Raw genomic sequence first — 15,797 nt, 5'->3', positions numbered from 1 at the left:
GCTAACCAAGCCGCATGTCCGGTTTGATGGGGGCAGCTCCATTCACGATGCGCTGCCGTGACGATGGGATCGGGCACCCCTTCACCACGATCAACCATCCCTGGACCATCGCCCAGGTCGACCAGATGAACCACACCATCAGGGATGCCACCGCAAAACGCTTCCGCTGCGACAGCCACGATCAGCTGCGACGACAGCTCGACGACTTCATCGCCGCCTACAACTCCGGCAAACACCTCAAGCGCCTACTAGGCCTCACACCCTACAAATGCATCTGCAGGATGTGGGCAAATGAGCCCGAACGCTTCATTCTCAATCCGCTCCACCAGATGCCACGACTAAACACCTAGTATCCAGCGACGCGCGGCAGCCAGAGCGCGATGTCGGGGAAGGCGATGATCAGCACGATGCCGAGGGCGAGCATCGCCATGTAGGGGATCGCCGCCATGTTCACTTCCGACAGCGGCGCGCCGGTGATCGCCTTGATAACCACGAGGTTGAGAGCCACCGGCGGCGATATCAGCGCAAGCTCGAGATTGAGCGTCAGCAGCACGCCATACCACACCTTGTCGATCGCGAGCGCATCGAGCACGGGCAGGATCGCGGGCGTCGTCAGCAGGATGATCGAGAAGCTCTCGAGGATCAGCCCGAGCAGGAACAGCAGAACGCCCATGGCCAGCAGGAAGCCGGTGCGCCCGAGGCCGAGATTGACAACGAGCTGCGTCAACTCCTGCGGAGCGTTGAGCTTCGTCAGCATGTAGCCGTAGAGCGACGCGCCGATGATGATCATGAACAGCATCGCCGCGGTGCGTGTCGCCTCCGACACGCCGTCCCACAGCGCCGCGAGGCTCATCTGCCGGTAGACGAAGGCGGCGAGCAGCAGTGCCCAGAGGGCGCCCGTGCCGGCCGCCTCGGTCGGCGTGAAGATGCCGAAGTAGATGCCGCCCAGCACGAAGGGCGGCAGGGTCAGCGCCCACAGGCTCTTGCGCAGCGCCCCGCCCATCTCGGCCAGAGAGGCGCGCGGCAGCGGGCGCGCGATGCCGTCATCGCCCACCGCCTTCGGCCGCCCCTCGGTCACGACCGAATAGAGGGCGAACATCGCCGCCATCATCAGCCCAGGGATCACGCCAGCGGCGAACAGCGCGCCGACCGAGGCCTCCGTCACGTAGGCGTACAGCACCATCGGCGCCGAGGGCGGGATGAGGATGCCCAGCGTGCCGCCGCCGGCGACGACGCCGAACGCGCCCTTCCGCGACACGCCGTAGCGCAGCATCTGCGGGATCGCGACCTTGCCGATGGTCAGCGCCGTCGCGACCGATGAGCCGGAGATGGCCGCGAACACCGTGCAGGCAGCGACCGTCGCGACACAGACGCCGCCACGGACGTGCCGAAGCATGGTGTGGGCGGTGTGGAACAGGTCATCGACCACGCGGCCGCGCACCATGAAATGCGCCATCAGCATGAACAGAGGCACGGCGACGAGCAGGTAGCTGTCGAGCTTGCCGAACACGAACTCGCCAAGCGTCGCGATGTTGCCCTCGGTGCCCCAGAGGACGCCGAGCGAGAGCAGCACCATTGCGGCGAACATCGGCACGCCGAGATAGAGCAGCACGAGAAGCCCCGCGAGGGTGGCGAGGAAGGTCATCGCGGCGGCACCGTCACTCGGTCGCGGCTGGCGTGTCGTCGCGAGGCGCGGCCCCGCGCGGCTCGCCGCCCGCAAGCAGCACGATGAGTTGCGCCACCGAGACGAGGAGCAGGAGCGCCGCACCGGCCGGGATCAGGAGATGCAGCCACCAGAGCGGCACGGCCTCAATGTTGGTGGCGATCCCGATCATCTTCGTGAACGTGACGGTCTCGATGCCTTCGCGCAGCAGGATCGCCGCGACCGCCACGACCGAGATAACGCCGAGGATCCGTGCGCCCCGGCGCAGAGGGCCGCGGAACCGGTTGGTCAGCACCTCGACGCCGATATGCTCCTCGCGCCGCTGCGTCTCGGCCGCAGCGAGCATGACGAGGCCAACGACGAGCCATGCCGCGGCATGGTCGATCCATGGCTGTGGCTGGCCGAGGAAGTAGCGATAGCCGACCGAGGCGCAGACGAGCACGAAGCAGATGAGGCCCGAGACCGCACCGACCGCCGCCGCGGTGCGGCTGACAAGCGCGGCCAGGCTTTCGATCAGGCGGACAGCGTGCAGCATCGGGCCTCCGGCACGCCACGCGCCCATCCCAGCCTGACCGGTCTTCAGGCCAAGAGGGCGCCGAGCAGGTCGAGGATGCGGCCAGCCCCATCCGGCGCGGCGCGGCGGAAGGCCTCGATCACCGGCGGCTGCATGGCCGCACGCCAGGTGGCCTGCTCCTCCGGCGTCTGGACGTGGATGGTCATGCCCTTGGCGCGAAGCTCGCCGACAGCGGCAGACGCCGTCGCCTCCGTCGCCGTGACCGCCTCCGTCTCGGCCTTCTTGAGGCTGGCCTCGAGGGCAGCGCGAGCGGGGGCGGCCAGACCGTCCCAGAAGCGAGGGTTCACATAGACCTGGGTGAACACGCCGAAGAACGGCGTGACGGTACCGAATTTCTGCACCTCGTAGAAGCGGCGGCTGACGGCGGCCGACACGTCCGTCAGGCCTGCATCGAGAACGCCAGACTGTAGCGCGCCGACGACTTCCGGTGCAGGAGTCGCTGCAGGGGCGGCGCCCACGGCGCGAAGCCCTGTGTCGATCAGCGGGTTGATGCCGCGGATCTTGAGACCCTGGAAGTCGGCGAGTTGGATGATCGGCTTCCGGCCCGATGTGAAGATCGAGGTGCGCGTGGTGAAGAGCCACGCGACCGACCGCACCGCACGCCGCGCGGTGGCGGCATCGAGGAACTGCGCGGCTTCCGAGCCCGGGAACTTCCTGATCCGCTCAAGCTCGGTGAACAGGAACGGGATCGTCGGCGCGCTCATCTCGGGGATGGTGTTTCCCCAGGTGAAGTTGGTGGCAACGGCCGCCTCGAAGGCACCGCGCGCGACGCCCGGGAAGTTCTCGGCCACCTTGGCGAGCTGCTCTGCCGGGAACACCTGCGCGGTAATGCCGGCGTTCTTGGCGTTCAGTTCCTCGGCGAAGGCGGCGAGCACCCTCGCGATGTGGTGGCCTGGCGGGTACTGGTGCGACAGCCGCATTTGCGCCGGCTGCGCCCGCAGCGTGGCGGGCGCCGCGAGGGCGAAGGGGGCCGCGATCGAGGTGGCGAGAATGGTCCGGCGTGTTGCGCGCATGATGTGTTCCTCCCGGGTGGTCGCCGAGGCTTACGGCGGGCAGCGCCCATGGTCAACGGGAAGGGGGCCGACGGCGTGCGGGTGGCGTGGTGGGCGCGACAGGGATCGAACCTGTGACCCCCACCGTGTCAAGGTGGTGCTCTCCCGCTGAGCTACGCGCCCGCCGGCGCCCGCTATAGCTTCGCCGGCTCCAGCGTGCAAGCACACCCGATCGGCGAGCCCTGCGATCGGGCGGGATGACAGCGCCCCATCATGGATGCTTTCATCAGTGCCGATGGATCTGCCCCTCCCAGCCGAGCAGCACCGGACCCTGAGCCCCGAGCGGCCCTATGCCGTGCTCGCGCCCATGGCGCAGGCGGCACCGCTCGTTTTCGCCTCGGCGCATTCGGGGCGGAGCTATCCCGCGGAGTTCATCGCCGCGGCGAGACTCGACCCGCACGCGCTCCGCCGCAGCGAGGACAGTTTCGTCGAGGAACTGTTCGAGGCCGCTCCCCGGCAGGGCTGCCCGCTGATCCACGCCCTCTTCCCCCGCGCCTTCTGCGACGCCAACCGCGAGCCGTGGGAGCTTGACCCAGCGATGTTCGACGATGCGCTGCCCGGCTACGTCAACGCGGCGAGCCCGCGCGTCGGCGCCGGCCTCGGCACCATCGCCCGCGTGGTCGCGACCGGCGAGACGATCTACCGCCGCAAGCTTTCATTCGCCGAGGCAGAGGCGCGCATCGCGGCCTGCTGGCAGCCCTACCACGACGCGTTGGCCGCCCTGATCGCGGCGACTCGCGAGCGTTTCGGCGCCTGCCTCCTGATCGACTGCCACTCCATGCCTGCCCTGCCAGGCCAGGCGCGGCACCGCCAGCCTGACATCGTGCTGGGCGATGCGCATGGCACGGCGGCCTCGCCGCTGGCGATGCGGCGGATCGAGGATCGGCTGCTCGATGCCGGCTTCACCGTGCGCCGGAACGACCCCTACGCGGGCGGCTTCGTCACCCGCCACTACGGCCGCCCACGCGATGGCGTGCATGCCGTGCAGATCGAGATCGCGCGCAGCCTTTACATGGACGAGGAGCGTATCGCGCGGAACGGCGGGTTCGCCCCGCTCCGCGTCCGCCTCGAGGCGGTAATCACCGCTCTCGCGGCCGAGGACTGGTCGATGCTCCGACGAGGCTGACCCGGGCGACATGCCCGCACCAAGCCTCGCCGATCAACCAGCCCTTCCGGACCAGACGCCCATGAACACCGAGATGACGCCCCCCCTCGCCGGCACGCTGACGCTGCGGCCGTCGACCGATGCCGACGTGGCACCAGCGCACGCGATCTACCGCCACCACGTGATGACCGGGCTTGCCAGCTTCGAGGACGATCCGCCGAACCTCGAGGAGTTTTCCGGGCGCCGCGCCGCGGTGCTGGCGGCCGGCATGCCCTGGCTCGTCGCCGTCGACGGGTCCGACAGGGTGCTCGGCTACGCCTATCTCGCGCTCTACCGGCCGCGCAGCGCCTATCGCTACACGGTGGAGGACAGCGTCTATGTGGCCCCTGGCCAGGGCGGGCGGGGAATCGGCCGGCAGTTGATCGCCGCGCTGGTCGCGCATGCCGCCACGCTCGGCTATCGCCAGATGGTCGCGGTGATCGGTGACAGCGGCAATGCTGGCTCGATCGGGGCCCACAGGGCGTGCGGCTTCCGCGAGGTCGGGCGCGTGGAGGCGATCGGCTTCAAGTTCGGCCGCTGGGTCGACAGCGTGCTGATGCAGCGCGCGCTTGGCGAGGGCGCGGCGGGCGTTCCCGCCGGCCCGCCGGCACATCGGCGCGGAACGCCCTGAGCCTGAACAAAAAAATGGCCACCCGCGAGGGTGGCCAAGTTTAGGGAGGAAACGTCCAAGAAAGACAGCACTGCCGCCGTAGCGGCCGTGCTGCGCTGCACAATGTATTCAGCGCCCACATGAACCACAAGGTCTTTTTGCACTGCAGCAAACGCATGGGGCACTGAGCGGTCTGCATGGGTCAGTGGAGTTGTCGTTCCGGCGTTCACGCGCCGGCCGGGTGCGGCGCCTCCTGGCACGGCGGTTGCGTTGGCCAGGGCATGAACACGCTCCGCACCCTTTCCTCCGCCCTTCTCGCACTGCTCGCGGTCGCAGGCGACGCCGCCGCCAACCCGTCCGCCCGTCCGGCGCAGGACGAGGACCAATCACGGTTGTGCCGCGCTGCCATCCGCACGGCGGAGCGGACGCACGGCATCCCCCAGGCGCTGCTTTCGGCGATCGGCCGCGTCGAGAGCGGCAGGCGTGACCCGGCAAGCGGCAATTTCGGCCCCTGGCCGTGGACCATCAATGCCGAGGGACGTGGGCAGTTCTTCCCCACCAAGGCAGAGGCGATCGCCACCGTCCGGCAGCTCCAGGCGGAGGGCATGCGCTCGATCGATGTCGGGTGCATGCAGATCAACCTCCGCCACCACCCGAATGCCTTCGCCAATCTCGACGATGCGTTCGACCCGGCGAAGAATGCCGACTATGCCGCGCGCTTCCTCTCCTCCCTCCAGGAGACATCGAAGAACTGGCTGCAGGCGGCGGCGAACTACCACTCGCACACGCCGGAATTCGGCACCGCCTACCAGCGCCGGGTGATGGCGGCGTGGCCTGACGAGCAGCGAATCGCAAACGACGAGTTCCGCCAGGCACAGCTGGCCGCCTGGGCAGCCAGGCCAGCGGCACACTCCGGAGGGCCGGGCAGGGTGTTGCCCAATGGTGGGATGGGGCGGATGCAGCAGGCCGCGCTCGGCCGTGGCCTCGATGCCTACCGCGCCGCGCCGATCCCGCCTGCCTTCGCACCACCCGCCCCGGCACGGAGTGCAACGAGCCAGGGCGTCGGGGGCCAAGGCGTCACTGCATTGCGAAGAAGCCCTTGAGTTGCTCCTTGGCCTTGTGCGTCAATCCGGGCTCGGGACGATCCCCGACGACGCTCGGAGCACACCCCCCATGCGCATGATCCTTGCCGCCGCCCTTTTCGTCACCGTCGCGCTGCCGGCCCTGGCCGGCCCGTGCAACGAGGCGCCGCCGCCGGCGCCGACCACCTCGTCGCTGCCGATCATCACGACCCTCGTCTGATCAGCCGGCAAACTCCGCCCTGATGCGATCGCCGTGCTGGCCGATGGCCGGCACGGCGCCGTAGCTGCGAATCCCCTCGGCCCAGCGCGCGGGCGGGGCGGCATAAGCCACCTCGCCGCCGGGTGTCGCGACGGTGATGCGGCGAAGTGCCGGGTGCTTAGCGAAATCCGCCACCTCGTTCACGAAGCCGAAGGCCGTTCCGGCAGCATTCAGCCGCGCGGTGATGCCGGCACGGTCGAGACTGCCGAACACCCGGCCCACCTCGTCCTCCAGGGCCGGGCGGTTCCTCACCCTCAGCACGTTGGTGGCAAAGAGCGGGTTGGAGGCGAAGCCCTCGTCCAGCATCACACCGCGGCAGAAATTCACCCATTCGCGCTCGTTCTGGATGCTAATCAGCACCTGCCCGCCATCGGCGAGGCGGAACACGCCATAGGGCGCGATCGAGGGGTGGGCGAGGCCGACGCGCGGCGGCGCCCTGCCCGTTCCCTCGTAGGTGAGCAGCGGCACGTTCATCCAGTCAGCCATGCCATCGAACAGCGAGACGGCGATGCCCGTGCCCTTCCCCGTGATGCCGCGCTGGATCAGCGCCTCGAGCACGGCCGCATAGCCGCCCATGCCGCAGGCGATGTCGCACACCGAGGCGCCGACGCGGCCAGGCCCTTCCGGACGGCCGCTGACGGCGGCGAGCGCGGTTTCCGCCTGGACCAGAAGATCATAGGCCTTCATCGACGCGTATTCGCCGTCCTCGCCGTAGCCGGAGATGTCGACCGTGATCAGGCGGGGGTATCTCTCGCGCAGCGCGGCTGAGCCGAAGCCCGCGCGTGCCGCGGCCCCTGGCGCGAGGTTCTGGATGAACACGTCGGCGCGGGCGAGGATGCGGTGCAGCAGCGCTGCGTCATCGCGGTTCTTGATGTCGGCGACGAGGCTTTCCTTGCCGCGGTTGAGCCAGACGAAGTAGCTCGACATGCCCTTCGCATAATCATCGTAGCCGCGCGCGAAATCGCCTTCCGCGCGTTCGACCTTGATCACGCGTGCGCCTGCGTCGGCGAGCTTGCAGGACAGGAACGGTGCGGCCACCGCCTGTTCCAGAGTCAGAACGGTGAGCCCCGCGAGCGGTGTCATCGGTGTCCTTCTGCGTCAGTACGACCGCGGCAATCCGAGTACGTGTTCCGCGATGTAGGAGAGCACGAGGTTGGTCGAGATCGGTGCGACCTGATACAGGCGCGTCTCGCGGAATTTCCGTTCGATGTCGTATTCTTCCGCGAAGCCGAAGCCGCCATGGGTCTGCACGCAGGCCTCCGCCGCGGCCCATGAGGCTTCGGCGGCGAGCATCTTCGCCATGTTCGCCTCGGCGCCGCAGTTGATCCCCGCCTCGAACTTCTCGCACGCGTCCTTGACCATCAACTCCGCCGCGCGCCACTGCGCATAGGCGCGCGCGATCGGGAACTGCACGCCCTGGTTCTGCCCGATGGGCCGGTTGAACACGTTCCGGTCCTTGGCGTAGGAGACCGAGCGTTCGGTGAACCATTTCGCATCGCCGATGCATTCCGCGGCGATCAGGATGCGCTCGGCGTTCATGCCGTCGAGGATGTAGCGGAAGCCGCGGCCCTCGACGCCGAGCAGGTTCTCGGCCGGGATCTCCATGTTGTCGAAGAACACCTCGCACGAATTGTGGTTCATCATCGTGCGGATGGGGCGGATGGTGAGGCCCTTCCCGAGCACCGCCTTCATGTCGACGATGAAGGTGGAAAGCCCCTCGGTCTTCTTCGCCACTTGGTCGCGCGCCGTGGTGCGGGCAAGCAGCAACATCAGGTCGGAATGTTCCGCGCGCGACGTCCACACCTTCTGGCCGTTGACGATGTAGCGATCGCCTTCCTTCCGCGCCGTCGTGCGCAGCGAGGTGGTGTCGGTGCCCGAGGTCGGCTCGGTCACCCCAAAGGCCTGCAGGCGCAGGCGGCCGGCGGCGATCTCGGGCAGGTACTTCGCCTTCTGCTCGGGCGAGCCGTGCCGGAGGATCGTTCCCATGATGTACATCTGCGCGTGGCAGGCAGCCCCGTTGCCGCCCTGGGCCTGGATCTCCTCCAGGATCGCGGCGGCACCCGAGAGCGGCAGGCCCGCGCCGCCATACTCCTCCGGGATCAGCGCGGCGAGATAGCCGGCCTCGGTCAGCGCCGTGACGAACGCCGTCGGATAGCCGCGCTCGGCGTCGAGCTTCCGCCAGTACTCGCCCGGGAACTGCGCGCAGAGCTTGGCGACCTCGCCGCGCAGGTCAGCCCAGGTGTCGTCACGCAGCAGCGTCTGGTCCATCGGAAGATCCTCCCCGTCCGGCATTAGGGCGCGATGGCGCGGGAGGCAAGGGTGCCACTCAGACGAATACGAGGGCCAGGGATGCGACGAGCAGCAGCGCCATCGTGACGTTGAAGGCGCGAAGCTTCGCCGGCGTGCGCAGCAGGCTCGCCGCCCCGCGGCCGACGAGCGCCCAGAAGCCGAGGGTGGGTGGTGCCACGGCAAGGAAGGCGCCGGCGATCAGCAGCGTCTCGCCCAGCACGTTGCCGCCAGGGGTGGAGAAGGCGGGAATGGCCGCAAGCGCCATCATCCAGGCCTTCGGGTTCACCCACTGGAATGCCGCCGCACCAAGGAAGCCGAGCGGAGGCTTCGCCTCTCCATCCCCCGGCGCGCCGGATCGCGCGATCTTCCATGCCAGCCACAAGAGCCAGGCCGAACCGATCCATTTCAGCGCCAGATGCAGCATCGGGCTCGCAGCGAACGGCCCGGCAAGGCCGAGGCCGACCAGCAGGACCATGGCGGGAAATCCGATCGAGATGCCCGCCATGTGCGGCAGCGTTGCCCGCACGCCGTGATTGGCGGCCGACGCCGCGACCATGATCACGTTCGGCCCCGGCGTGACCGACGAGGCGAAGGCGAAGGCGAGCAGGGCCCACATGACGTCGGGAACCATCATCTACCCAGTATCGGTCAGCGGCACTGACCTTGTCGCCCCATGGCCGGCCAAGGCGGCGCATGCGAGCCTTGCACCCCCCGCATGAATGGCCGGAGCCGCGCCGATGCGCATCGCGATGTTCAGCACCAAGCCTTATGACCAGCGCAGCTTCGAGGAGCGCGGCAGCAGCCACGACATCGCCTGGCTCGAGCCACGCCTCTCGGCCGAAACCGTCTCGCTCGCGCAGGGCTTCGAGGCTGTGTGCCTGTTCGTGAACGACGATGCGCGCGCCGAGGTGATCGCGGCCCTTGCCGCGGGCGGGACGAGGCTCATCGCGCTGCGCTGCGCCGGCTTCAACAATGTCGATCTCGCCGCGGCCGAGGCGCATGGCATGGCCGTGGTGCGCGTGCCCGCCTACTCGCCGCACGCGGTGGCGGAGTTCACGATCGGGCTGCTGCTCGCGCTCGTGCGGCGGATCCACAAGGCGTACACCCGCACGCGAGAGAGCAATTTCGCGCTCGACGGGCTGCTGGGCTTCGACCTGCATGGCCGTACCGTCGGCGTGATCGGCACGGGGCGGATCGGGGCGATCGTCGCACGCATCCTCCAGGCAGGCTTCGGCTGCCGCGTGCTTGCCTACGACATCCACCACGATGCGGCCCTCGAAGCCATCGGCGTGCGCTACGCCCCCGTCGAGGAGATCGTGGCGGAATGCGACATCATCTCCCTCCACTGCCCGCTGACGCCACAGACGCATCATCTCCTGAATGCGCGGAGCGTCGCGCGGCTGAGGCCGGGAACCATCGTTGTGAACACCTCGCGCGGCGCGCTGATCGACACCGAGGCGGCGATCGAGGCGCTGAAGACCGGCCAGCTCGGCGGGCTCGCGATCGATGTCTACGAGCAGGAGGCGGACGTGTTCTTCGAGGACCTTTCCGCCGAAATCATCCAGGACGACACCCTGCAGCGGCTGATGATGTTCCCCAACGTGCTGGTCACCGGCCACCAGGCCTTCTTCACGCGCGAGGCGCTGGCCGCGATCGCCGAGGTCACGCTCGGCAACATCGACGACTACGCAGCCGGAAGGCCGCTCGCGAACGCGGTGAAGCCAGCTGCGGTAAAGGCCTAGGCTACACCGCGCGCGGGTTGCGGATCAGCCGCCCCGCCCGCTCGCGCGTGGAGCCGATCTCGTCGCCCCAGCGATACGATTCCACGCCGTTCACCCACACGCGCTCGATGCCCTGCGAGGGCCTGATCGGGTCCTCGAAGGTCGCGCTGTCGATCACGGTCGCAGCGTCGAACAGAACCAGGTCGGCATGGTGGCCGGGGCGGATCACGCCACGGTCGGGGATGCCGAACACCTCCGCCGTCAGCCCCGTCATCTTCCGCACGGCATCCTCGAGGGTGATGAGGCCGAGGTCGCGCGCGTAGTGGCCGAGCACGCGCGGGAAGGTGCCCCAGAGGCGCGGATGCGGGAAACTGTCATGCGGAAGCCCGTCGGAGCCGATCATCGAGCGCGGATGGGCGATGATGCGCCGCACGTCCTCCTCGTTCATCTGGAAGTACACCGCGCCCGCCGGCAGAAGCTTCGCCGCCGCCTCGGCCCTGGTCATGCCCCACTCGGCCGCGACGTCGGCAAGGTCGCGACCCTGCATCTCGGGGTGCGGCACCGACCAGGTGACGACAACGCGAACCTCGTCGCGCAGCCGTTCCGGCATCAGCACGGTGGACGACGCGGGGTACGGGTAAACGTCGATCGCCACCTTCTGCGTCGCCGCCGCGGCATCGACCCGCGCGAGCGTCTCGGTGCTGCGGCCCCAATTGGCGGGGCCGGTGCACTTGAAGTGGCTGATGATGACCTTCACGTCGGCGCCCTGGCCGATGCGCAGCGTCTCCTCGATGCTGTCGATCACGCCGTCGCCCTCGTCGCGCATGTGCGTGGCATAGAGCCCGCCGCGCGCGCCCAGTGCCTGCGAGACCGCGATCACCTCGTCGGTCGGGGCCGCGATCGCTGGCGGATACCAGAGGCCGGTGGACATGCCCCAGGCGCCCTCGGCGAGCGCCTGGTCCAGCACCACGCGCATCCGCTCCGCTTCCGCATCGGTCGCCGCCCGGGTGAGCTCGCCATCGCCCATCTCGCGCACGCGCAGTGTTGTATGGCCGATGAAGGCGATGGCGTTGACGACGGGACGGTCACGGTCCAGCGCCGCGGCGTAGGCGCCGAAGCTGTCATGCCGCCACCAGCTCTCGTCGCCCAGCAGGTCGAGCGGCGCCGGCGGGCGCGTGTCGCGCGTCAGCGGCGAGAGGGAAACGCCGCAATTGCCGGCCACGACCGTCGTGACACCCTGGCTCAGCTTGCAGTGCATGCACTCGGCACCGCAGAGCAGCGCGCGATCGTCATGCGTGTGCGCGTCGATGAAGCCGGGGGCGAGCACCTTGCCGGTGCCGTCGATCTCCGTGTCCGCCGTCGTGGCGGAACAGTCACCCACCGACACGATGCGGTCGCCCGTCACCGCCACGTCGCCGGTGAAGCGGGGCGCACCGGTGCCGTCGATGATCGTCGCGTTGCGGATGATCGTGTCGCAGCGGAAGACTGTGGCCATCCAGTGGCTCCTTGTGGTTCGCTAACACGCTAATTGAACAGCATCCCGTGGAGGGCGGCATGGTCATCGCGGTCGCGGTCAAGAACTCGTTTTTCACCTATTTCTCCGTCGATGGCGAGACGGCAAAGCATCGCGAGGCGATCCAGGACTGGAACGCAGAGGGCATCAGCATGCGGATCCAGGGACCGCTGCCGCCAGCGGCCGACCCCGATGCCAAGAACCCCTATAACGGCTTCGGCAAGCGGCACCTGATCGTCACCGAGGGCGGCAAGCACGACGGCAGCGCCACCGACAAGGCAAAGGCGCTTGCGAACAAGCGGGCTGAGAACCCGGCCCAGAAGCGGCAGCAGGCGATGACCAAGTGGATCAACGCAGCGATCAAGCCGAGTGACTTCGACATGAAGACAGAGACCGGGCGGAACGCCTTCAAGGCTGCGAAGGAAGTGAAGCAGAGCGAGATCGCACCGTTCTACAAAACGGATCCCTACGGTCCGAAAACAGTCACGACGACAGTGCTGATCCTCGACGGGCTGACTCGGGCGGACGTCGCCAGCGCCTTCGCCAAGGCGATCAACGCGAAAGGACCTTGGGCTTCAGGAAACACGAAGCAGGTGCCATTCAATCTCGGCGCAGGAACTTGCTTCGAAGTCGCGAAGAATGGCACCACGACGCCCAAGAACGGCATGAACGTGCTCGTGCATTTCGATGGCGTGCTTCACCACATCTACCACTTCAACGGTGCATTCTGACCTGCTCTAGCCTTGTGCCTAGCCGAGCGGGGGACGCTTTCCGGACGACGCCACACTCGGTATCGTTGTGGCGCCAGGGCGGGTAACGTCCGGCGATCCCGAGGAGGAGTGTCCCCCCCCATGACCAAAGCGTTCCCCACGCTGCACCGCCGTGCGGCGCTGGCCGGCACCGGCCTCGCGCTCGTGCTTGGCGGCGGAGCGGCCGCGCAGCCCGCGACCGTCGCCGCAACCACGCCGGTCGCCGCACCCGATGTTATCCGCGGCTTCTCCAAGGCGCGGCTCGCCCGCATCCGCCCCGTCATGGAGGCGGAGGCCGCGCGCAATTCCTTCCCCGGCGCGGTGACGCTGATCGCGCGCCAGGGCGAGATCATCCACCACGAGGCGCACGGCCATCTCGACGCGGCCAAGACCAGGCCGATGACGACGGATGCGATCTTCCTCCAGGCCTCGATGACCAAGCCGATCGTCTCGACGCTGGCGATGATGATGGTCGAGCAGGGACGCGTGAAGCTCGACGACCCGATCCACACCTACCTGCCCGAGCTCGCCGAGCTGAAGGTCGAGGTCCGCCGGCCGGGGGCGGAGCCGGAATTCGTGCCACCCACGCGGCAGCCCACCATCCATGACCTGCTGCGCCATTCCGCTGGCTTCGTCTACGCCAATGCGGCCTCCCCCTCCCCCGGCATCCGCGCTGCGTACGGGCGGGCCGACATCGAGGCACGCAACGGGCCGGTGACGACGGCCGCGATGCTGCAGGCGCTCGGCACCATTCCCCTGGCGTTCCAGCCTGGCACGACATTCCACTACTCGATCGCAACCGACGTGCTGGGGCTGGCCCTCGAGCGCGCCGCCGGCATGCGGCTCGACCGCCTGCTCGCCCGCGACCTCACCGGCCCCCTCGGCATGGCTGAGACCACCTGGTTCGTCCCGGAAGCCAAGCGCGCACGCATTGCCGAGGCGCCGACCACCGACCCGCAGACCGCGCCGATGTGGCAGAGCTACCGCATCATGCAGGACCCGGGCGATGCCTCCTACTTCAAGGGCGGCGCTGGCCTCGTCTCGACCTCCACCGACTATCTCCGCTACGCGCAGATGATCGCCAATGGCGGCGTGTTCGAGGGCACGCGCTATCTGTCGCCCGCCACCGTGCGGTTCATGCTGTCGAACCACATCACCGGCATGGCGGGAACGCCTGCTGCCTCGACGGGCCCCGGCTACGGCTTCGGGCTCGGCTTCGGCGTCAGGCTCGCCGATGGCGTCGGCACGGCGCCGGGCAGCCCGAACGATGCGATGTGGGCAGGTGCCTGGGGCACGAGCTTCACGATCGACCGGTCGGAGGGGCTCGTCGCGATCCTGATGGCGCAGGGGCCATCGAGCCGCTTCCGCACGCGGATGATCTTCAAGAACCTCGTCTACGGCGCGATGACGGACAGCCTGCGCGGCTGAAAAATGGGTGGGCCGGCTGGCGCGAGAGCGTCAGCCGGTCCAGCCATACCGCGCCTTCGCCTCGCCGGGCGTGATCAGCCCATCGGCCACGTCGCGGGCGATGAGCTCAGGGTCACGCTCCTTCGGGTCGCCCATCCCGCCGCCGCCTGGCAGCAGCAGCAGCAACCGCTCCCCCTCCGGAATGATCTGGAACCCCTTGGTGCGCAGCGTCGTGCCGGAGGTGAGGGAGACGACACCCGCAGCCCCATCGCCGCCGCCCTTCCGGCCGCGCGGGGCATTCGCTACGCGGTCGAAGATTGCGTTCACGGCGAACTCGGCCTCGCCCTTGGTGCCGATCTCCATCACCTGGCCGAAGCCGCCGCGCGTGCGGCCCGCCCCCGCGCTGTCGGGGCGGAGCTCCTTCTTCCAGAACACCACCGGGGCGACGTTCTCGGTCGCCTCCACCGGCATAGTGCGCACGCCGGAGGGGAAGGCGATGCCGGAGAGCCCGTCGCGCGTGGCGCGCGCACCGGTGCCGCCGGAGTTGAACGTGATGATCTCGAAATCATCCACCCTGGCCTTCTGGCCCGACACCTGAGTGCCGCCGCGGAGCGGCGGGTTCCAGAGGCATGACGAGCCTTCGGCCGCCACGCGGTCCGGCACGGCCTGCACGAGGCAGCCCATCATCAGGTCGGGCAGCAGCTGGCCGGTCACGTGCCGCACCGCCACGGGATACGGGCGCGGGGCGTTGAGGATGCAGCCCTCCGGAATCGCCATCCGGAATGGCTGGAGCGAGGCCCAGTTGTTCGGGATCTCGGGGGCCACCACGACCTTGATGCCGAAGCATGAATACGCGCGGCAATAGGCCGGCGGCACATTGATCGCCCGCGTCGAGAGGCCAGACGTGCCGGTGAAGTCGACCACGATCTCGCTGTCGCCGATCGTCATCGCGGCCGCGAGCGTCACGGGCGCCTCATAGCCGTCCGACTGGATGGCGGCGCTGTAGGTGCCCTTCGGCAGCTTCGCGATCTCTGCCTCGGTGGCGCGGAGGGAGGCCTCGAAGATCGCCTCGGCCAGGGGGTCGAGCCCTTCCATGCCGAACTCCTCCATCATCTCGACGAGCCGCTTCGCCCCCGCATCGTTGCAGGCGCAGAGCGAATAGATGTCGCCCTCGAGCTCGACCGGCGTGCGGGAGCCTGCGCGGATGAAGTCGAAGAACGTCTCGTTCGGATGGCCTTCCTCGAAGCACTTCACGATGGGGATGTAGAGCCCCTCCTCGAACACCGACCGGCCCTCGGGCCCCATGCCGAGGCCGCCGATGTCGATGATGTGCGCGGTGTTCGCGAACAGGCCGACGATGCGCCCATCCTTGAAGGCGGGGGTGACGACCGTGAGGTCGTGCAGGTGGCCTGTGCCGAGCCAGGGGTCGTTGGTGATGTAGTGGTCACCGGGCTTCATCGTCTCGGCCGGAAACTTGGCGAGGAAGTGCGCCACGCTCTCCATCATCGAGTTCACGTGGCCTGGCGTGCCCGTCACGGCCTGGGCGAGCATGCGGCCCTTGAGGTCGAACACGCCGGCGGAAAGGTCGCCCGCCTCGCGCACGGTGGTTGAGAACGCCGTGCGGATCATCGTCTGCGCCTGCTCCTCCACGACGGCGATCAGGCGGTTCCACATGATCTGCGTCTGGATCTTCGCGAGCGCGGAGAGCTGGTCATTGGCCATCTGGTGCATCGT

General features: G+C 68.5%; 16 protein-coding genes and 1 tRNA gene. 8 read left to right on the top strand and 9 right to left on the bottom strand.

The window, feature by feature from the left end:
• Positions 1-26 precede the first annotated feature (26 nt).
• On the top strand, positions 27-350 hold the full coding sequence (locus tag Q0C38_RS01585; protein WP_408869995.1) for a hypothetical protein: 324 nt from the start codon (positions 27-29) through the stop codon (positions 348-350).
• Here the strand turns inward: Q0C38_RS01585 and Q0C38_RS01580 are convergent.
• From Q0C38_RS01580 to Q0C38_RS01565, 4 genes are all read right to left on the bottom strand, one after another.
• Positions 347-1,645: a TRAP transporter large permease gene (locus tag Q0C38_RS01580; protein ID WP_291295292.1), complete on the bottom strand. Its 1,299-nt coding sequence runs from the start codon at positions 1,643-1,645 to the stop codon at positions 347-349. The two genes, Q0C38_RS01585 and Q0C38_RS01580, sit on opposite strands and share 4 nt — an antisense overlap.
• 13 nt (positions 1,646-1,658) lie before the next feature.
• Positions 1,659-2,198 carry a TRAP transporter small permease gene (locus Q0C38_RS01575; protein WP_291295291.1) on the bottom strand — a complete coding sequence of 180 codons (540 nt, stop codon included), beginning with the start codon at positions 2,196-2,198 and terminating at the stop codon, positions 1,659-1,661.
• Between the two features lie 44 nt (positions 2,199-2,242).
• Complete coding sequence (gene dctP / locus Q0C38_RS01570; protein WP_291295290.1) at positions 2,243-3,250, bottom strand: TRAP transporter substrate-binding protein DctP; 1,008 nt, start codon at positions 3,248-3,250, stop codon at positions 2,243-2,245.
• 87 nt (positions 3,251-3,337) lie between these two features.
• Positions 3,338-3,412, bottom strand: a tRNA-Val gene (locus tag Q0C38_RS01565).
• Between the two features lie 112 nt (positions 3,413-3,524).
• Here Q0C38_RS01565 and Q0C38_RS01560 point away from each other — a divergent pair.
• The 4 genes from Q0C38_RS01560 (at position 3,525) to Q0C38_RS01545 (ending at position 6,345) form a co-directional block, all read left to right on the top strand.
• Positions 3,525-4,415: an N-formylglutamate amidohydrolase gene (locus tag Q0C38_RS01560; protein WP_291295289.1), complete on the top strand. Its 891-nt coding sequence runs from the start codon at positions 3,525-3,527 to the stop codon at positions 4,413-4,415.
• Between the two features lie 61 nt (positions 4,416-4,476).
• Positions 4,477-5,064, top strand: a complete 588-nt coding sequence (locus Q0C38_RS01555) for a GNAT family N-acetyltransferase (protein ID WP_291295288.1) — start codon at positions 4,477-4,479, stop codon at positions 5,062-5,064.
• A 260-nt stretch (positions 5,065-5,324) separates the two neighbouring features.
• On the top strand, positions 5,325-6,146 hold the full coding sequence (locus Q0C38_RS01550) for a lytic transglycosylase domain-containing protein (RefSeq protein WP_291295287.1): 822 nt from the start codon (positions 5,325-5,327) through the stop codon (positions 6,144-6,146).
• Between the two features lie 70 nt (positions 6,147-6,216).
• Positions 6,217-6,345: a hypothetical protein gene (locus Q0C38_RS01545; protein ID WP_291295286.1), complete on the top strand. Its 129-nt coding sequence runs from the start codon at positions 6,217-6,219 to the stop codon at positions 6,343-6,345.
• On the opposite strand, the gene Q0C38_RS01540 is transcribed toward Q0C38_RS01545, so the two are convergent.
• Genes Q0C38_RS01540 through Q0C38_RS01530 form a run of 3 tightly spaced genes read right to left on the bottom strand, consistent with a single transcriptional unit; the run spans position 6,346 to position 9,307 of the window.
• Positions 6,346-7,467, bottom strand: coding sequence for a CaiB/BaiF CoA-transferase family protein (locus Q0C38_RS01540; protein WP_291295285.1), 1,122 nt, complete (start codon positions 7,465-7,467; stop codon positions 6,346-6,348).
• Between the two features lie 15 nt (positions 7,468-7,482).
• On the bottom strand, positions 7,483-8,652 hold the full coding sequence (locus Q0C38_RS01535; protein ID WP_291295284.1) for an acyl-CoA dehydrogenase family protein: 1,170 nt from the start codon (positions 8,650-8,652) through the stop codon (positions 7,483-7,485).
• Between the two features lie 58 nt (positions 8,653-8,710).
• Entirely contained in the window at positions 8,711-9,307 is a 597-nt protein-coding gene (locus Q0C38_RS01530; RefSeq protein ID WP_291295283.1) for a LysE family translocator, read from the bottom strand.
• 103 nt (positions 9,308-9,410) lie between these two features.
• Between Q0C38_RS01530 and Q0C38_RS01525 the strand changes: the two genes are divergently transcribed.
• Positions 9,411-10,415 carry a 2-hydroxyacid dehydrogenase gene (locus Q0C38_RS01525; RefSeq protein WP_291295282.1) on the top strand — a complete coding sequence of 335 codons (1,005 nt, stop codon included), beginning with the start codon at positions 9,411-9,413 and terminating at the stop codon, positions 10,413-10,415.
• A gap of 1 nt (position 10,416) precedes the next feature.
• Here the strand turns inward: Q0C38_RS01525 and Q0C38_RS01520 are convergent, their stop codons facing one another.
• On the bottom strand, positions 10,417-11,889 hold the full coding sequence (locus Q0C38_RS01520) for an amidohydrolase family protein (RefSeq protein ID WP_291295281.1): 1,473 nt from the start codon (positions 11,887-11,889) through the stop codon (positions 10,417-10,419).
• A 59-nt stretch (positions 11,890-11,948) separates the two neighbouring features.
• Here Q0C38_RS01520 and Q0C38_RS01515 point away from each other — a divergent pair, with 59 nt between their 5' ends.
• Positions 11,949-12,638, top strand: a complete 690-nt coding sequence (locus Q0C38_RS01515; protein ID WP_291295280.1) for a hypothetical protein — start codon at positions 11,949-11,951, stop codon at positions 12,636-12,638.
• Between the two features lie 120 nt (positions 12,639-12,758).
• Positions 12,759-14,084 (top strand): serine hydrolase, encoded by a 1,326-nt coding sequence (locus Q0C38_RS01510; RefSeq protein ID WP_291295279.1) that lies wholly within the window; start codon positions 12,759-12,761, stop codon positions 14,082-14,084.
• Positions 14,085-14,114: 30 nt separating this feature from the next.
• On the opposite strand, the gene Q0C38_RS01505 is transcribed toward Q0C38_RS01510, so the two are convergent.
• Positions 14,115-15,794 carry a hydantoinase B/oxoprolinase family protein gene (locus Q0C38_RS01505; protein WP_408869994.1) on the bottom strand — a complete coding sequence of 560 codons (1,680 nt, stop codon included), beginning with the start codon at positions 15,792-15,794 and terminating at the stop codon, positions 14,115-14,117.
• Positions 15,795-15,797: the final 3 nt, after the last annotated feature.

Origin of the sequence: Elioraea sp. (genome assembly GCF_022842375.1) — a bacterium.
Classification (GTDB): Bacteria; Pseudomonadota; Alphaproteobacteria; order Acetobacterales; family Acetobacteraceae; genus Elioraea_A.
This window is presented reverse-complemented; position numbering and strand designations above follow the sequence as displayed.